Annotated in this window: 13 protein-coding genes and 2 pseudogenes; 10 read left to right on the top strand and 5 right to left on the bottom strand. The window is 73.9% G+C overall.

What is annotated here, in order from left to right:
* Nucleotides 1-16 precede the first annotated feature (16 nt).
* Nucleotides 17-502: a hypothetical protein gene (locus ACQ95T_RS06340; RefSeq protein ID WP_425940328.1), complete on the top strand. Its 486-nt coding sequence runs from the start codon at nucleotides 17-19 to the stop codon at nucleotides 500-502.
* On the opposite strand, the gene ACQ95T_RS06345 is transcribed toward ACQ95T_RS06340, so the two are convergent.
* Nucleotides 428-919 (bottom strand): SRPBCC family protein, encoded by a 492-nt coding sequence (locus tag ACQ95T_RS06345; protein ID WP_425940330.1) that lies wholly within the window; start codon nucleotides 917-919, stop codon nucleotides 428-430. The two genes, ACQ95T_RS06340 and ACQ95T_RS06345, sit on opposite strands and share 75 nt — an antisense overlap.
* A 673-nt stretch (nucleotides 920-1,592) precedes the next feature.
* Between ACQ95T_RS06345 and ACQ95T_RS06350 the strand changes: the two are divergent.
* From ACQ95T_RS06350 to ACQ95T_RS06370, 5 genes and pseudogenes are all read left to right on the top strand, one after another.
* A pseudogene (locus ACQ95T_RS06350) lies at nucleotides 1,593-1,940 on the top strand (hypothetical protein); the annotation flags it as partial.
* Nucleotides 1,941-2,266: 326 nt separating this feature from the next.
* Nucleotides 2,267-5,605, top strand: a complete 3,339-nt coding sequence (locus ACQ95T_RS06355; protein WP_431473797.1) for a DUF3418 domain-containing protein — start codon at nucleotides 2,267-2,269, stop codon at nucleotides 5,603-5,605.
* A 41-nt stretch (nucleotides 5,606-5,646) separates the two neighbouring features.
* Complete coding sequence (locus ACQ95T_RS06360) at nucleotides 5,647-6,351, top strand: VOC family protein (RefSeq protein ID WP_425940333.1); 705 nt, start codon at nucleotides 5,647-5,649, stop codon at nucleotides 6,349-6,351.
* On the top strand, nucleotides 6,348-7,667 hold the full coding sequence (gene glyA / locus ACQ95T_RS06365; RefSeq protein WP_425940334.1) for a serine hydroxymethyltransferase: 1,320 nt from the start codon (nucleotides 6,348-6,350) through the stop codon (nucleotides 7,665-7,667). The genes ACQ95T_RS06360 and glyA overlap by 4 nt, the downstream gene beginning before the upstream one ends.
* Before the next feature lie 113 nt (nucleotides 7,668-7,780).
* Nucleotides 7,781-8,626, top strand: a complete 846-nt coding sequence (locus ACQ95T_RS06370) for an alpha/beta hydrolase (RefSeq protein ID WP_425940336.1) — start codon at nucleotides 7,781-7,783, stop codon at nucleotides 8,624-8,626.
* 9 nt (nucleotides 8,627-8,635) lie between these two features.
* Here the strand turns inward: ACQ95T_RS06370 and ACQ95T_RS06375 are convergent, their stop codons facing one another.
* Together ACQ95T_RS06375 and ACQ95T_RS06380 are read right to left on the bottom strand one after the other, a co-directional pair.
* Nucleotides 8,636-9,235, bottom strand: a complete 600-nt coding sequence (locus ACQ95T_RS06375; protein WP_425940338.1) for a hypothetical protein — start codon at nucleotides 9,233-9,235, stop codon at nucleotides 8,636-8,638.
* Nucleotides 9,232-10,323 carry a glycerophosphodiester phosphodiesterase family protein gene (locus ACQ95T_RS06380; RefSeq protein ID WP_425940340.1) on the bottom strand — a complete coding sequence of 364 codons (1,092 nt, stop codon included), beginning with the start codon at nucleotides 10,321-10,323 and terminating at the stop codon, nucleotides 9,232-9,234. Before ACQ95T_RS06380 ends, ACQ95T_RS06375 begins: the two co-directional genes overlap by 4 nt.
* A gap of 129 nt (nucleotides 10,324-10,452) precedes the next feature.
* Here ACQ95T_RS06380 and ACQ95T_RS06385 point away from each other — a divergent pair, with 129 nt between their 5' ends.
* Nucleotides 10,453-11,049 (top strand): flavodoxin, encoded by a 597-nt coding sequence (locus ACQ95T_RS06385; protein ID WP_425940342.1) that lies wholly within the window; start codon nucleotides 10,453-10,455, stop codon nucleotides 11,047-11,049.
* Here the strand turns inward: ACQ95T_RS06385 and ACQ95T_RS06390 are convergent.
* Together ACQ95T_RS06390 and ACQ95T_RS06395 are read right to left on the bottom strand one after the other, a co-directional pair.
* Entirely contained in the window at nucleotides 10,964-11,743 is a 780-nt protein-coding gene (locus ACQ95T_RS06390; RefSeq protein WP_425940344.1) for an esterase/lipase family protein, read from the bottom strand. The two genes, ACQ95T_RS06385 and ACQ95T_RS06390, sit on opposite strands and share 86 nt — an antisense overlap.
* A 34-nt stretch (nucleotides 11,744-11,777) precedes the next feature.
* Nucleotides 11,778-12,662, bottom strand: a complete 885-nt coding sequence (locus tag ACQ95T_RS06395) for an alpha/beta fold hydrolase (protein ID WP_425940346.1) — start codon at nucleotides 12,660-12,662, stop codon at nucleotides 11,778-11,780.
* Nucleotides 12,663-12,775: 113 nt separating this feature from the next.
* Here ACQ95T_RS06395 and ACQ95T_RS06400 point away from each other — a divergent pair, with 113 nt between their 5' ends.
* The 3 genes and pseudogenes from ACQ95T_RS06400 (at nucleotide 12,776) to ACQ95T_RS06410 (ending at nucleotide 14,582) form a co-directional block, all read left to right on the top strand.
* Nucleotides 12,776-13,477, top strand: coding sequence for a DUF5701 family protein (locus ACQ95T_RS06400; RefSeq protein WP_425940348.1), 702 nt, complete (start codon nucleotides 12,776-12,778; stop codon nucleotides 13,475-13,477).
* Between the two features lie 86 nt (nucleotides 13,478-13,563).
* Nucleotides 13,564-14,070: pseudogene (gene coaE / locus ACQ95T_RS06405) on the top strand (dephospho-CoA kinase); the annotation flags it as partial.
* A gap of 77 nt (nucleotides 14,071-14,147) precedes the next feature.
* Nucleotides 14,148-14,582 (top strand): hypothetical protein, encoded by a 435-nt coding sequence (locus ACQ95T_RS06410; RefSeq protein WP_431473936.1) that lies wholly within the window; start codon nucleotides 14,148-14,150, stop codon nucleotides 14,580-14,582.
* Nucleotides 14,583-14,619: the final 37 nt, after the last annotated feature.

A 14,619-nucleotide genomic window follows, 5' to 3' on the forward strand; every position in this document is an offset into this window, starting at 1 on the left:
GGGCAGGCTCGACCGCATGAGCTTCCACGACCTGCCCCAGGACTGGCCCACCCGATCCCTCGCCGACCCCGACCTGGCGGTCGACGTCCTCGACCTCGTGGTCACCGACCGTGACCGGATGCCCGGAGGCCTGAGCTTCTTGCTGTGCCGCGGCGACGGCCGGCTCAGTCAGCCGGTGTTCGTCGGCAGCATCCCCCACGCGGCGGCCATGCGCGAGACCGTCAGCAGCACCGTGCTGACCGCCGTGACCCTCCCCGGCGTCGGCGGCCTCGTGGTCGGCATCGTCAAACCGTGGGGCGGGGTCGACGACTCCGACCGCGCGCTCCACGAGCACATCCTCCAGATGTGCCGTCAGGCCGACCTCCCGCTCCTGGGGACCTGTGTGGTGACCGGCACCGGCATCTACCACCTGCCGGTCGCGGTCGACCTACCCGCGGCTCCTGGCCGCGGTCAGGACGAGGGCGGACGGACCGGGCGCGACCGGGCCCAGGGGGCGGCGTGACTGCTCCGCCCGGAGGCCCACCTGCTCGGCCATCGAACGCCACGCGTCGGTGCTCCGCACCCAGCGGGCGCTCTCCCACGGTCCGACCACCTGGTGGAGCACGTGCAGCGTGGTCCCCGCAGCCGTCTCCTCGAGCTCCACCTCGAGCATCCCCGTGACGCCGGAGGGGAGGCCCATCCGTCCTCTGACCTCGAGGTAGCCCGAGCCGCACCATCCCGTGACGGTGCCCCAGGGCCGAAGGGTCTCCTCCTCGAGCACCCGGCCGCCGACGAACGGCTCCAGCAGGGCCGACACCGCACCGCGGCGGCTGATCGTCGACCACCACGCGGAGACGTCCTCGGTGAGGGTGCGCCAGACCTGCTGCGGCGAGGCGTGCACCAGGACCTCGTGGCCGGTGCGGAAGGTCGCTGCTGTCATGGTGCCTCCTGGGCCGGGCGGGAGAGCGGGTCATGGTCGACGCTAGGCGGCGCGTGTTGCGCTCCCGTCTCCGTCATGTTTCCGGCGTGAAAATCTCTCGCGACGGGTGCGTCGGCCCGAGAGTGGTCCTCCGTCCGGTCAGGGCCGTCGACGGCGGTCACCCGGTGTGGGTCACCCGGGTCGTAGGGTGACGAGGCGGAACCCGGTTGCTGCCGCTCGTAGAGTGGAGGGCGTGCCCGAACCCACCCCATCGTCGCCCCGGCCTGGTCGCGACGGGACGGACGGGGGCACGGACGCGCCGGGCGGACGTCGGTCGAGAGGTCGGGGGAGGGCGCGCTCCCGTCGTCCCGAGCGCGCCGGACACGATCCGCGCCCCGAGCGCGACGGACGCACCCCTCGCCCCGAGCGCGACGGACGCGCCCCTCGCCCCGAGCAGGACGGACGCAGCCCCCGCCCCGAGCGCGACGGACGCACCCCGCGCCCCGAGCGCGACGGACGCAGGACTCAGCCGGACCGCCGCGGTGCGGAACGGCATACCCGACGGCAGGAGGCGGTGGCCGCCCGCCGGGCCGCGCTGCCCGCACCCGAGGCGCTGCACTATCCGCCGGAACTGCCGGTCAGCGAACGTCGCGACGAGATCCGCGCCCTGATCCGCGACCACCAGGTCGTCATCGTGGCCGGCGAGACCGGGTCCGGCAAGACCACCCAGCTGCCCAAGATCTGCCTCGAGCTCGGCCGCGGCGTCGAGGGGATGATCGGGCACACCCAGCCCCGACGGATCGCCGCCCGTTCGGTCGCCGAGCGGGTCAGCGAGGAGCTGGGCACCGAGCTGGGGACGCTCGTCGGCTACCAGGTGCGCTTCACCGACACCTCGCGGCAGGACACGTTGCTCAAGGTCATGACCGACGGCATCCTGCTCGCCGAGCTGCAGCGCGACCGGATGCTCAGCCGCTACGACACCCTCATCATCGACGAGGCGCACGAGCGCACCCTCAACATCGACTTCATCCTGGGCTACCTGCGCCAGCTGCTGGTCCGGCGTCCCGACCTGAAGGTCGTCATCACCTCCGCGACCATCGACGTCCACCGCTTCGCCGCGCACTTCGCGGACGCCGACGGGCGGCCGGCGCCGGTCATCGAGGTCTCCGGGCGCACCTACCCGGTCGAGGTGCGCTACCGCCCGCTCCTGCGCGAGGGTCCCCCCCCACCAAGCAGGGTGAGGCGACCTGGGTCGAGGTCGACCAGGTCACCGGCATCTGCGAGGCGGTCGAGGAGCTGTGGACCGAGGGGTCCGGCCGCGACGGTGCGGGGGAGGACATCCTCGTCTTCTGCTCCGGCGAGCGCGAGATCCGCGACGCCACCGACGCGCTGGAGGGTATGCAGCTTCCCGGCACCGAGGTGCTGCCCCTGTACGGGCGGCTCTCGGCGGCCGAGCAGCACCGGGTCTTCGCCCGGCACCAGGGCCGTCGGATCGTGGTCTCCACCAACGTCGCCGAGACGTCGCTGACCGTTCCCGGGATCAGGTACGTCATCGACACCGGGACCGCCCGGATCAGCCGCTACTCCCAGCGACTGAAGGTGCAGCGGTTGCCGATCGAACCGATCAGCCAGGCCAGCGCCAACCAGCGGGCGGGACGCTGCGGGCGGCTCGCGGACGGGATCGCCATCCGGCTCTACAGCCAGGTGGACTTCGAGTCGCGGCCGGAGTTCACCGACCCCGAGATCCTGCGGACGAACCTGGCCAGCGTCATCCTCGCGATGACCAACCTGGGGCTGGGGGAGATCGAGCGGTTCCCCTTCATCGAACCGCCGGACTCGCGTCAGGTCGCCGACGGCGTGCGGCTGCTCACCGAGCTGCAGGCGATCGACCCGGACGCGCCCGCCCACCTTCCGCGCAAGCGGATCACCCCCTACGGCCGGGCCATCGTCGCGCTGCCGGTCGACCCGCGGCTGGCCCGGATGCTCGTCGAGGCGGAGAAGAACGGGGCGCTCAAGGAGGCCCTGGTCATCGTGGCGGCCCTGTCGATCCAGGACGTCCGCGAACGCCCCGTGGACCAGCAGGAACGCGCCGACCAGCTGCACGCCCGGTTCCGCAAGGCCGGCGGCGTGCCGCGCGACGAGGCGAGCAGAGGCTCCGACGCAGCTGCCTCGAGCCACGGCCCCGGGGGTGCCGGGGGTGCCGGGGGTGCCGGGGGTGCCGGTGGCGCCGGTGGTGCCGGGGGGAAGCGCCCCGTGCGGGTCCAGGGAGCCGACGGCCGCGGACCGAAGGGTGGTTCGGGGGGCGGCCGGGGGGCGGATCCCTCCGACCGTGTCGACTCCGACTTCCTCGTGCTCCTCAACCTGTGGCGATACCTCCAGCGCCAGCAGAAGGACCTCTCCGGCAGCGCCTTCCGGCGGCTCTGCAAGGCCGAGTTCCTGCACTACCTGAGGGTGCGCGAGTGGCAGGACCTGCACACCCAGCTGCGCCAGGCCACCAAGAGCCTGGGCCTGCAGCTCAACGACCACCCGGCGGACGCCGACCGGATCCACCAGTCGCTCCTGGCCGGCCTCCTCTCCCACGTCGGCCTCTACGACAAGGAGAAGCGCGACTACCAGGGCGCGCGCAACGCCCGGTTCGTCCTGCAGCCCGGTTCGGTCCTGCACCGCCGCAACCCCGAGTGGGTGATGACCGCAGAGCTCGTGGAGACGACCCGGCTGTGGGCCCGCACCAACGCCGCGATCGACCCGGCCTGGGTCGAGGCGTCCGCCCAGCACCTGGTCAAGCGGAGCTACAGCGAGCCCCGCTGGTCGCGCTCGGCGGCCGCCGCGGTGGCCGACGAACGGGTGACGCTGTACGGCATACCCCTCGTCGCTGACCGTGCCGTCCCCCTGGGGCGCACCGACCCCGAGACCGCGCGCGACCTCTTCATCCGCACCGCGCTGGTCGAGGGCGACTGGGACACCCGGCACGACTTCTTCCACGCCAACCGGCGTCTCGTCGCCGAGCTCGGCCAGCTGGAGGCGCGGGCGCGTCGGCGCGACATCCTCGTCGACGACGAGACCCTCGTGGAGTTCTACGACCAGCGCATCCCCGCCGACGTCGTCTCCGGCGCGCACTTCGACACCTGGTGGAAGCAGGCGCGACGCACCCAGCCGCACCTGCTGACCTTCACCGAGCAGCTCCTCGTCCACGAGGAGCACGCCGACGCCGTCCGGGGGGACGACTTCCCGACGAGCTGGACCCAGGGGGAGCTGACCTTCCCGCTCACCTACCAGTTCGAGCCGGGCGCGGACGCCGACGGCGTGACGGTGCACCTTCCCGTCGAGGTGCTCAACCAGGTGCAGGACGACGGATTCGACTGGCTCGTCCCGGGCATGTACGAGGAGCTGGTCACCGCCCTCGTGAAGGCGCTGCCCAAGGACGTGCGCCGCAACTTCGTGCCCGCCCCGGACCACGCGCGCGCCGCGCTGAGGGGTATGCGGGAGGCGGGCACCGTCGGGACCGTGCCCGTCGACGAGGCGCTGGCGCAGGAGCTCACCCGCCGGGGACTGGTGCGGGTGCGCGCCTCCGACATCGAGTGGGAGCGGGTGCCCGACCACCTGCGGATGACCTTCCGGGTGGAGCGCGCGGTGCGCCCGGACGGCCCGGACCAGCAGAGGCAGAACAGGTCCGGACACGGTGGCTCCGGTGGCGGCAGGGGACGCGGACGGCAGAGGGGACGGGTGGAGGTGCTGGGCGAGGGCAAGGACCTCGCCGCGCTGCAGGAGCAGCTGGCCGGCCAGGTCCGCACGACCATGGCGGCGGCCGCGTCCGGTGTCGAGCGCGCCGGGCTGACGAGCTGGCCGGCCGACCTGGACCCGCTGCCCGAGGCGTTCTCCCGCCAGGTGGGACCCCGTGTGGTGCAGGGTTTCCCGGCCCTCGTCGACACCGGTGCCGCCGTGGACGTGCGGGTGCTGGCGACCCGTTCGGAGGCCGACCGGGAGACCACCCGCGGCATCCGACGGCTCCTCCTGCTCAACACCACCCCGCCGTGGAAGCGGCTGCTCGCGCTGCTGTCCAACGAGCAGAAGCTCGCGCTCGGTCACAACCCGCACGGCTCTGTCCCCGCCCTGCTCGAGGACGCGCTCGCCGCGGCCGTGGACTCCGTGGTCGCCGACCTGGGAGGGGCCTCGGGGGTGCGCACGCCGGCGCAGTTCGAGACGGCGCTCGTGGCGGTGCGGCAGCAGTCGGTGCCGCGGGTGCTGGAGATCGTCGAGGCCCTCGTGCCGATCCTCGACACCGCACGCCAGGTGTCCCTGCGGCTGCAGCGGCTCACCACGCCGGCGGCCGCCGACATGGCGACCGACCTGCGACGTCAGCTGGACCGGCTGGTGCGGGCGGGGTTCGCCGCCGAGGTCGGGTACGCCCGCCTTCCCCGCATGGTCGTCTGGCTGCGCGGGATGGCCGAACGGCTCGACAAGGGCGTGCAGGACCTGCCCCGGGACCGGCAGCGGATGGACGACGTCCATGCCGTGGAGGAGGAGCTGACGGCGTTCCTGGACAAGCTGCCCCCGCACCGCAGGCAGGACCCCGACGTCCTCGACATCGTGTGGTCGGTGCAGGAGCTGCGGGTCTCCCTCTTCGCCCAGCGTCTGGGCACCGCCGGGCCCATCTCGCCCAAGCGGATCTTCGCGGCGATGGACGCTGCCGAGGACGCGACCCTCTGACGGCCCGACGTCCGAGGGACCCCTGTGCCAGGGTGGGCGGCATGACGGAACCGACGCCGCAGACGACCCCGCAGACGACGGCGCACCCCACGGACGCCGAGCTCTCGGCCGACCCCGAGCTGACCCACTGGCGCGTCCTCCTGGGACGGCTGGTCGCCCGGTGGCGGACCAGCAGCTTCGCCCAGGGGGCCGACTTCCTGGCCAGGGTCGCCGCCGTGGCCGACGAGCTCGACCACCACCCCGACGTCGACCTGCGCTACCGCCACGTGACGGTCACCACCGTCAGCCACGACGTCGGCCGGCTCACCCGCCGCGACCGGCGCCTGGCCGTCGCCGTCAGCGCGGTGGCGGAGGAGCTGGGGCTCGTGCCCGAGCCGCACGGGCTCAGCGTGCTGGAGGTCGGCCTCGACGTCATGGTGCCGGCCGACGTCGCACCGTTCTGGCGGGCGGTGCTGGGGTACGAGCCCGAGACGGAGGGCGGTGAGAACGACGCCCTGGTCGACCCCGCCGGCCGGCACGCCGGGCTGTGGTTCCAGCAGATGGAGCAGCCCCGCACCCAGCGCAACCGCTTCCACCTCGACCTCACCGTGCCCCACGACGTCGTCGAGGAGCGTCTGGCCAGGGCCCTCGAGGCCGGGGGACGACTGGTCACCGACGAGTTCGCGCCCGCCTGGTGGGTGCTGGCCGACGCCGAGGGCAACGAGGTCTGCCTGTGCACGTGGCAGGGCCGCGGACAGGACCGATGACCGCCCTCGCCCCCCGTTCCTGGCTGCCGGAGGTCTCCGGAACCCGGATCGCCGAGCTCGCCGCGGCCGCCGCCTCCCGGAGCGCGGACGACCAGCTGGCCGAGCTCGACCGGCTCGTCGCGGAGAACGACCGCATCCACACCCGCGAGTGCCTCAACCTCGACCCGGCCGCCAACGTCATGAACCCCCGCGCAGAGGCGATGATGGCGGCGCACCTGGGGTCGCGCCCCTCGCTCGGCAGCCCCGGCGGGAAGTACGAGACCGGCCTGGAGGCCATCGAGCAGATCGAGGTCCTCGCCACCGAGCTGGTCGCGGAGGTCTTCGGCGCCCGGCACGCCGAGGTCCGCGTCCCCTCGGGTGCGATCGCCAACCTCTACGCGTTCATGGCCACCTGCGAGCCCGGTGACACCATCGTCGCGCCACCTCCCTCGATCGGTGGGCACGTCACCCACCACGCGGGTGGCTCGGCGGGGATGTACCGCCTGCGCACCGTCCCCGCACCCGTCGACCCCCGCCGCTGCTCGGTCGACGTCGATGCCCTCCGCACGCTCGCCCACGAGGTCGGGCCCCGGCTCATCACGCTCGGCGGCAGTCTCAACCTCCTGCCGCACCCGGTCGCGCAGGTCCGCGAGATCGCCGACGAGGTCGGGGCCACCGTCCTCTTCGACGCCGCGCACCTGTGCGGGATGGTCGCCGGTGGCACGTGGGCCAACCCGTTGCACGAGGGCGCCCACCTGATGACGTTCAGCACCTACAAGAGCCTCGGCGGACCACCGGGCGGGGTCGTGGTCACCGACGACGACGAGCTCGCCCGGCGCATCGACGCCATCGCCTTCCCCGGCCTCACCGCCAACTTCGACGCCGGCAAGACGGCCGCCCTCGCCGTCACCATGGTCGACTGGCAGGAGCACGGATCGGGGTATGCCGCGGCGATGGCCGCCACCGCCCGTCGCCTCGCGGAGGAGCTGGCTGCGCTCGGCGCGCCGGTCTTCCAGACCGTCGACGGCCCGACCCGGTCCCACCAGCTGGCGCTGCGGGCGGCGCGGTGGGGCGGTGGTCAGGCCGCCGCGCGCATCCTGCGCCGGGCCAACCTGCTGGCCTGCGGCATCGGCCTGCCCCTCGACCCGGTCGAGGGGGACATGAACGGACTGCGGCTGGGGACCCCCGAGATCGTGCGCATCGGCCTGGTCGAGGACGACATGCCGCGCCTGGCCTCCCTGATCGTCCGTGGTCTCGACGGGGACGAGGGCGTCGCGGCCGAGGTGGCCGCCTGGCGGTCCGGGCTCACCGGGGTGCACTTCGTCCACCGGGGCTGACGATCGCGGGCGGACCGGACCGTCCACGAGGTCTCCCCCCGGTCGCAACCTCGACCTCGGGGCCCTGAGCGGCCGGTCGGCCCGGACCCAGCCGGTCGGGCAGGATGGGGTCCATGCCGGCTCGCCAGCCCCGACGCACCGGGCGCGCGGGCATCGGCCTCCTGATCCTCCTGACCCTGCTGGTGGTGGTGCTCGTGGCCCTGTCGAGCCTGCAGCGCTCGCTCATCTACGTCCCCGACACCTCCCCGGTGCCGGCCGCCGCGCAGGTGTTCGCCCGAGGGCAGGACGTGGTCCTGCACACCGAGGACGGGCTGGAGCTGGCCGCCTGGCTGGTCCCCGCCGACGAGGGAACGGACCGTGACCTAACCGTGCTGTACGCACCGGGCAACGGCGGCAACCGAGCGGCGCGCGCCGGGCTGGCCCAGGAGCTCAGCGCGCGTGGCTTCACGGTGCTCCTGCTCGACTACCGCGGGTACGCAGGAAACCCCGGCACGCCCACCGAGGAAGGCCTGGCTGCTGACACCGTGGCCGCCGCCCGGATGCTCGAGGCCGAGGGACATCCGGCGGAGCGCACGATCTACCTGGGGGAGTCGCTCGGGACCGGCGTGGTGGCGGCGCTGGCCTCCCGCCGTCCGCCGGCGGGCCTGGTGCTGCGCTCGCCGTTCACCGAGCTCGCCGCCGTGGGGGCGCACCACTACCCCTGGGCACCGGTGCGGCTGCTGCTGCGTGACCGCTACCCGGTGGTCGAGCACGTGCGGGACAGCCCGGTGCCGGTGACCGTGATCCGCGCGGCGCGCGACTCCGTGGTGCCGTCCCGGTTGAGCCACGAGGTCGCCCGGGCGGCCGGCACGCTGGTCGAGGAGGTCGTGCTGGAGGAGGTCGACCACAACGACCCCGCCATGTTCGGCCCGCCGGTGGCCGACGCGGTGGCCCGGCTGGCGGACGCACTCGACCGCTGAGGGGCGGGGTCAGCCTCCGCGACCGACCCCCTCGTCCTCCTCGGCGTCGTCCGCCGGACGGCGGTCGTCGGCAGGCACGGCCGAGGACGCCTGCGAACGCCCGTCGACGGCGCGGCGCAGCCTGACCAGGTCGGCGGGAGGGAAGAGCTCCGCGGGCCAGGCGCTGGCGACCGGCGATCCGACCTGCTGCAGGAACACCCAGTCGCCGCTCCTGCGGACGGAGGCGATCCCGTCGAAGGACAGCCTCGTCTCCGCCCACGGCCCGCGGAGCCGGAGCGCGTGCTCCTCGAAGGCGGACTCGAGCACCCTGCCCCCGTGCAGGCGACGACCGAACGCCCGACGGTTGATGAGGAACGCGAGACCCAGACCGAGGGATGCGACGGCCAGCGTGGGGGCCAGCGCGTACACGGTGCCCCACAGCACCCGCGTGCCCGTGCCGTAGCGCGCGTCGAAGGTGAGGCCCAGCAGCAGGGCGAAGGCCAGCTCGACCACGAGCACGAACAGCCACCACCGTGGAGAGCGCAGCGTGAGCCTGAGGAGGGCGCCCGCCGCCTCCCCTGCTGAGCGGCGGGTGGCGACCCACCGACCGGTCCAGGGAGGCGTCGTCACCCGGAGATTGTGCCCGACGACGCGGTCACGGGTCGGTCCCCGCGGGCGCGTCGGGGAGCCGGGGGTCGACCGAGCGCCCCCACGGCGACGTCCACGTGGTCCACGAAGATCCCGTCCACGCCGGCCTCGACGAAGGCCCGGACCTGGCCGGCCAGGTCGCCGTGCGCCGCAGGGTCGTCCCCCGAGCGGAACGGCGGCAGCAGGAAGGCGTTCTCGGCCCGGAAGGTCCACGGATGCACGACCAGGCCGGCCGCGTGCGCACGACCCACCAGCCCGGTGTCGACCAGGCCACCCCCGTCGCCCGGTGCGAGCACCATGGTCAGGTGCGGGCCCAGGCCGTCGATGCCGGCCCGGGCGAGCGTCTCCACCAGGGCCTCGGCCGCCGCACCGGAATCCTCGGTCCCGCCCTCGGGGGAGGGGTGCGGCGCGGAGGTGGGTGTCACGGCATACCCCTGCGGCTCGGTGATCAGGAAGACGGTCCTGGCCCGCAGCCCGAGCCCGGTGCGCATCCGCACGAGGCTGCCCAGCTCGAAGGACTGCACGAAGACCGGGGCGTCGGTGCGGTTGAGCCCGTACCGGGTCAGCAGGTCGACCAGCGGCTCCTCCAGCGGCAGGCCGAGACCGGCGAAGTGGCTGGGGTGCTTGGTCTCCGGATAGACCCCGATGTCGCGGTCGAGCTCCGCGCAGAGCCGCTCTCGCAGCTGCAACACCTCCTCGAGCGTGGGGACCTGCTCCTGCCGGTCGTGAGCGGCGCTGCCCGGGCGCAGGTGGGGCAGCCGCTCCACGGCCCGGAGGGTCCTCAGCTCGGCCAGGGTGAGGTCCTCGACGAACCAACCGGTCCGCTCCACGCCGTCGATCACTTTGCTCGTGCGCCGGTGGGACAGCTCCCGGTGGCGGGCGACGTCGGTGGTGAAGGTGATGTCGCTCTCGTGCCGGGCGACGAGGACACCGTCCCGGGTGACGACCAGGTCGGGCTCGAGGTGGTCCGCGCCCATCCGGGCCGCCAGCTCGTAGGAGCCCAGCGTGTGCTCGGGCCGGTAGCCGCTGGCGCCGCGGTGCCCGATCACCACGGGCCGGTCGGGTCTCACGCGTCCGACGGTAGAGGGTGCGGGTGAACGACAGGTGGCGCCGCTCCGGGGAGATGCCGGGGGGTCGGCGGGCGCCGTGCGGGCCCGGGAAGCGCGCCCGCTCCGAGCCTGTCGTGACTACCCTGCTTCATGCCCTCCGACCAGCCCTCCGACCAGCCCTCCGACCGGCCCGTCGACCAGTCCTTCGACCAGTCCACCGACCAGTCCTCCGGCCGGCCTTCCGACCGGTCCTCCGACCAGTCCTGGGGTCAACCCGCCGACGCCGCTCGGCGCCGACTGCTCGTGGTCCACCACACCCCCTCGCCCGGGATGCAGGCCATGCTCGAAGCGGCCCTGTCCGGCGCCCGGGACGAGGACATCGAGGGCGTCGACGTCGTCGTGCGGCCCGCCCTGACCGCCGGTGTGGTCGACGTGCTGGAGGCCGACGCCTACCTGCTCGGCACGCCCGCCAACATCGGCTACCTGTCGGGGGCGCTCAAGCACTTCTTCGACCAGATCTACTACCCCTGCCTGGAGGCCACGTCGGGGCGACCGTTCGCGGCCTACGTCCACGGCAACGAGGGGCTGGAGGGGGCGGTGCGGGCGCTCGGGGGCATCACGAAGGCGCTCGGGTGGGAGCCGGTCGCGCCGGTCCTGGAGCTCACCGGGCAGCCGGACGCCCAGGCTCTGGAGGGGTGCCGGGAGCTCGGGGCGGTGCTGGCGGCGACGGTGATGCCCGAGGGGTGACCGGCCGCGCGACCGCCCGCGCGACCGCCTCCAGCAGCTCCGGCCGCCCCATGATCCGGAAGTGCCCCCGCACGGGCAGCTCGACGTTCGTGGCCCCCTCGAGATGGGAGCCACGGGGGATGTGGGGGTCGAACTCGGCCCAGATCGAGGTGATCCGGTCGTTCACCCGCGGTTCCTCGCCCAGCAGGCGCAGCACCCGGTTGGAGGGGGAGAAGGCGCGCACGGCCGGCACCAGGAAGAACCGGGCGTAGACCGACCCCCGGAACGGCGTGGAGATCGCCACCATCTGCTCGATCCGGTCCTCGGGGTCCTGGTGCGTCATCACGTACTTGCCGATCAGCCCGCCCTTGCTGTGCGCGACCACGACCACCCCACGCAGGTCGTGCTCCTGCAGGTATGCCGTCACGAGCTCGGCGCTCGCGTCCACCGGGGCGATGTTCCACCGCAGGCGGGTCACGACGTGGACGGGATGGCCCAGGTCGTGGAGCAGCGCGGCGACCGGGCGCATGAACTGCCACCGCTCGTAGACGCCGGGGAGGAGGACGACCGGTGGGCGGGGTGCCGCCTCGTCCCGGTAGGTGGTGGGGTCGACCGGTCGGAGCAGACCGTGCGCCTGCCGCGAGACGACGTAGACGTAGTCGAGGAACCAGGCGTACCCGTGGCCGGCCAGCCGCCGGAGCCGTCCTCCGATCACCCGCCCATGCCTTTCCGCCCGTCCGTCGGCCGGGTCAGCCGTCGACCGGTTCCGGGGTCCGTCCGTCGCTGGCGTCCCTGCCCAGGGCGTGGGTCACGATCTCCTCGGCCACCGCGTCCGGGCTGGTGAACATCACCACGTGCGCCCCGGGGATCTCGACGAGCCGGCCGACCGGTGCCAGCCGGGCCAGCTGGTCGGCCTCGTCGTGCCGGGCGACCGGGTCGCGGTCTCCCCGGATGACGAGCAGGGGTGACTGCAGCTGCAGCACCGCCTCCTCGGTCGGGTAGTCGAGCATGGTCGGCACGGTCTCCAGGAAGCGACGAGGACCGGTGCGGACGTAGTCGCGGAAGACCGCCAGGTTGGCCGCGGGCGTCTCCAGGGCGAAGTCGGCGAGCAGCCGCAGCCCCTGGCGCAGCGGCGACCGGTCGCCGTGATCGACGACCCCGCCGATCGAGACGACCGGGCCGGCGAGGTGGGGGGCCTGCAGGGCGGCCTCGATGACGACCTGGGCGCCCATCGAGTGGCCGACGAGGACGGGCCGGTCCAGACCGGTCTCGCGGACGTAGGCCACGACCACGGCGGCGAGCTCCTCGATGGTCAGCGGCTCGGGGGGTGTGGGCGTCCCGCCGAAGCCGGGCAGCTCCAGCACGTGCACCCCGCCCGACCCCTCGATCCGTGCCGGACCCTCGGGCTCCGTCCCCTCGGTCCGTGCCGGACCCTCGGGCTCCGTCCCCCCGGTCCGTCCCTGTCCTGCGAGCGCCTCGGCCAGCGGGATGAGGTAGTGGTGCCCGACCCCGATGCCGTGCACCAGCACGTACTGCAGGTCGGAGTCGGTCTGCAGGCCGGCGTCGGTTCCGAGGCGTCGGACGTCGGTGAGGGTGTTGTCGTGCTCGAACTGGACCACCGGACGCCACTGCATGATGCACCAGCCTACGGGTGCGGACGCGCGGCCACGACGACGCGATCTTTCGGGAACAACCACGCACGCCACCGGGTTGACCCCACCCCAGCACCACGACCGGGAGGACCCTCGTGCCCGACCTCGCCGACACGACCAGCGCTCCCGCCGTCCCCGCCCTGCCCGGCCTCGCCGAGCAGGCCGAGCGGCTGATCACCCTGGGCGTTCCTGCGCTCGCCGGGCTCCCCGACGGCGAGGTCCGCGCCGGAGCCTCCCGGTTCGAGGAGGCCTCCGGCCCCGACGGACCCGCCTCCTGCGCCGGCCTGCTCGTCGTCTCGCCGCGTCTCGTCCCACCCTCGGCGCTGGCTCCCCTTATGCGGCTTCCGGCGCGCGGCGGGGAGCAGGCCGGGTTCGTCGTCGAGGACATGACCGACGTCGACGACTTCGCCCCGGTCGAGGAGGTGCAGGTGCCGGAGTCTGCCCTGTACGTCGTCACCGGTCCCGACCGCGGCGACGACCTGGGCAACTGGTCGCCCGACGAGGCGCTGCCCGAGCTGACCCGGCGCGGTCGCACGCCCCTCCTGACCGCCGAGGGGATCCAGTGGGCCCTGCAGACGCCCGGCGTCGTGGCCGACGGCCACTGCTTCATGACGATCGGGTCCCGGCTGCGCCGGGCGGACGGCCGGCTCGACAGCCGCACCCCCGCCGTCTGGATCTCCCGAGGGACCGGACGGGACGGCCGGGACCGCCGGGGCGCCCCCAAGGTCGGCTGGTGCTGGGCCGGAAACCGGCACACCTGGCTCGGGTTCGCCTCGACCACCGGGCGTCGGGGCTGAACCACCGCGCTCCGGGGATGAACCACCGGGCGTGGGGCGGAGCCGCACCGCGCCCACCGGCGGGACCCACCGCATACCCTGACCCCATGCTGTGGGTCGGACTGTCCGGTGGGATCGGGTCGGGCAAGTCGACCGTCTCGGCGCGCCTCGCCGAGCACGGGGCGGTGGTCGTGGACGCGGACCGGGTGGCGCGCGAGGTGGTGGCGCCGGGTATGCCGGCGCTCACCGAGATCGTCGACCGCTTCGGTCCGCAGGTGCTCGGCCCGGGCGGCGCCCTCGACCGGGGGGCTCTGGGCCAGGTGGTCTTCGCCGACGACGGGGCACGGCGCGACCTGGAGGCCATCACCCATCCGCGCATCGCGGCGCGGACGCGCGAGCTGGTCGGCGCCGCCCCCGACGACGCCGTCGTCGTGCACGACATCCCGCTGCTGGTCGAGCTGGACCGGGCGGCGGGGTACGCGCTGACCGTCATCGTCGACGTGCCCGCCGAGGAGCGGCTCAGGCGGCTGGTCCAGCTGCGCGGGATGGACCCCGAGCAGGCCTGGGCCAGGATCGGGGCGCAGGTCACCGACGGGGAGCGCGCAGTGGCGGCAGACGTCCTGCTCGACAACAGCGGCACGATCGAGCAGCTGCACGCCGCCGTCGACCGTTTGTGTGGGACCGGCGCCTGGTGCCCTTCGAGGAGAACCTGCGGCGCGGGTGGTCCTCCTGGGAGGGGTCGACGGAGGCCGGGGAGCCCGTCGAGCCCGTCGAGAACGGTCGGTGCCGGACCCGGGCCGAACGGTCCCTGCGCCGGATCGCCGAGGCCCTGCAGCCCGAGGACGGGAGCGGCGAGGAAGGCAGCGGCGAGGACGGCAGCGGCGAGGACGTCCCCGGTGAGGTCACCGCGCTGCGGTGCGACGTCTCCGGCGGCGGACGCTGCGAGCTGCGGCTGTCCGTCCCCGGTCCCGCGGTCCTGGAGGACGCCGCGGTCCTGCGACGGCTGGGCCGGGTCGGCTTCGTCGTGGACCACGGCATCGTCCTCGGCGCGGACCCGCAGTGGCAGGTTAGGTGCCGCGTCGTGGAGGACCGTCAGACCCTGGCGCGCAGCTCCTACGGAGAGTAGTCTGCGAATCGCGACCTGACCACGGTGCTGTGGGGAC

This window comes from Ornithinimicrobium carbonis (genome assembly GCF_050703245.1).
In the GTDB taxonomy this organism is placed as follows: Bacteria; Actinomycetota; Actinomycetes; order Actinomycetales; family Dermatophilaceae; genus Ornithinicoccus.

Excerpts from the sequence above, each read along its gene's own strand:
- ACQ95T_RS06345 (WP_425940330.1), bottom strand. The coding sequence starts at position 919 with ATGACAGCAGCGACCTTCCGCACCGGCCACGAGGTCCTGGTGCACGCC.
- ACQ95T_RS06340 (WP_425940328.1), top strand. The coding sequence starts at position 17 with ATGAGCTTCCACGACCTGCCCCAGGACTGGCCCACCCGATCCCTCGCC.
- ACQ95T_RS06360 (WP_425940333.1), top strand. The coding sequence starts at position 5,647 with ATGACGGAACCGACGCCGCAGACGACCCCGCAGACGACGGCGCACCCC.
- ACQ95T_RS06385 (WP_425940342.1), top strand. The coding sequence starts at position 10,453 with ATGCCCTCCGACCAGCCCTCCGACCAGCCCTCCGACCGGCCCGTCGAC.
- glyA (WP_425940334.1), top strand. The coding sequence starts at position 6,348 with ATGACCGCCCTCGCCCCCCGTTCCTGGCTGCCGGAGGTCTCCGGAACC.
- ACQ95T_RS06370 (WP_425940336.1), top strand. The coding sequence starts at position 7,781 with ATGCCGGCTCGCCAGCCCCGACGCACCGGGCGCGCGGGCATCGGCCTC.
- ACQ95T_RS06395 (WP_425940346.1), bottom strand. The coding sequence starts at position 12,662 with ATGCAGTGGCGTCCGGTGGTCCAGTTCGAGCACGACAACACCCTCACC.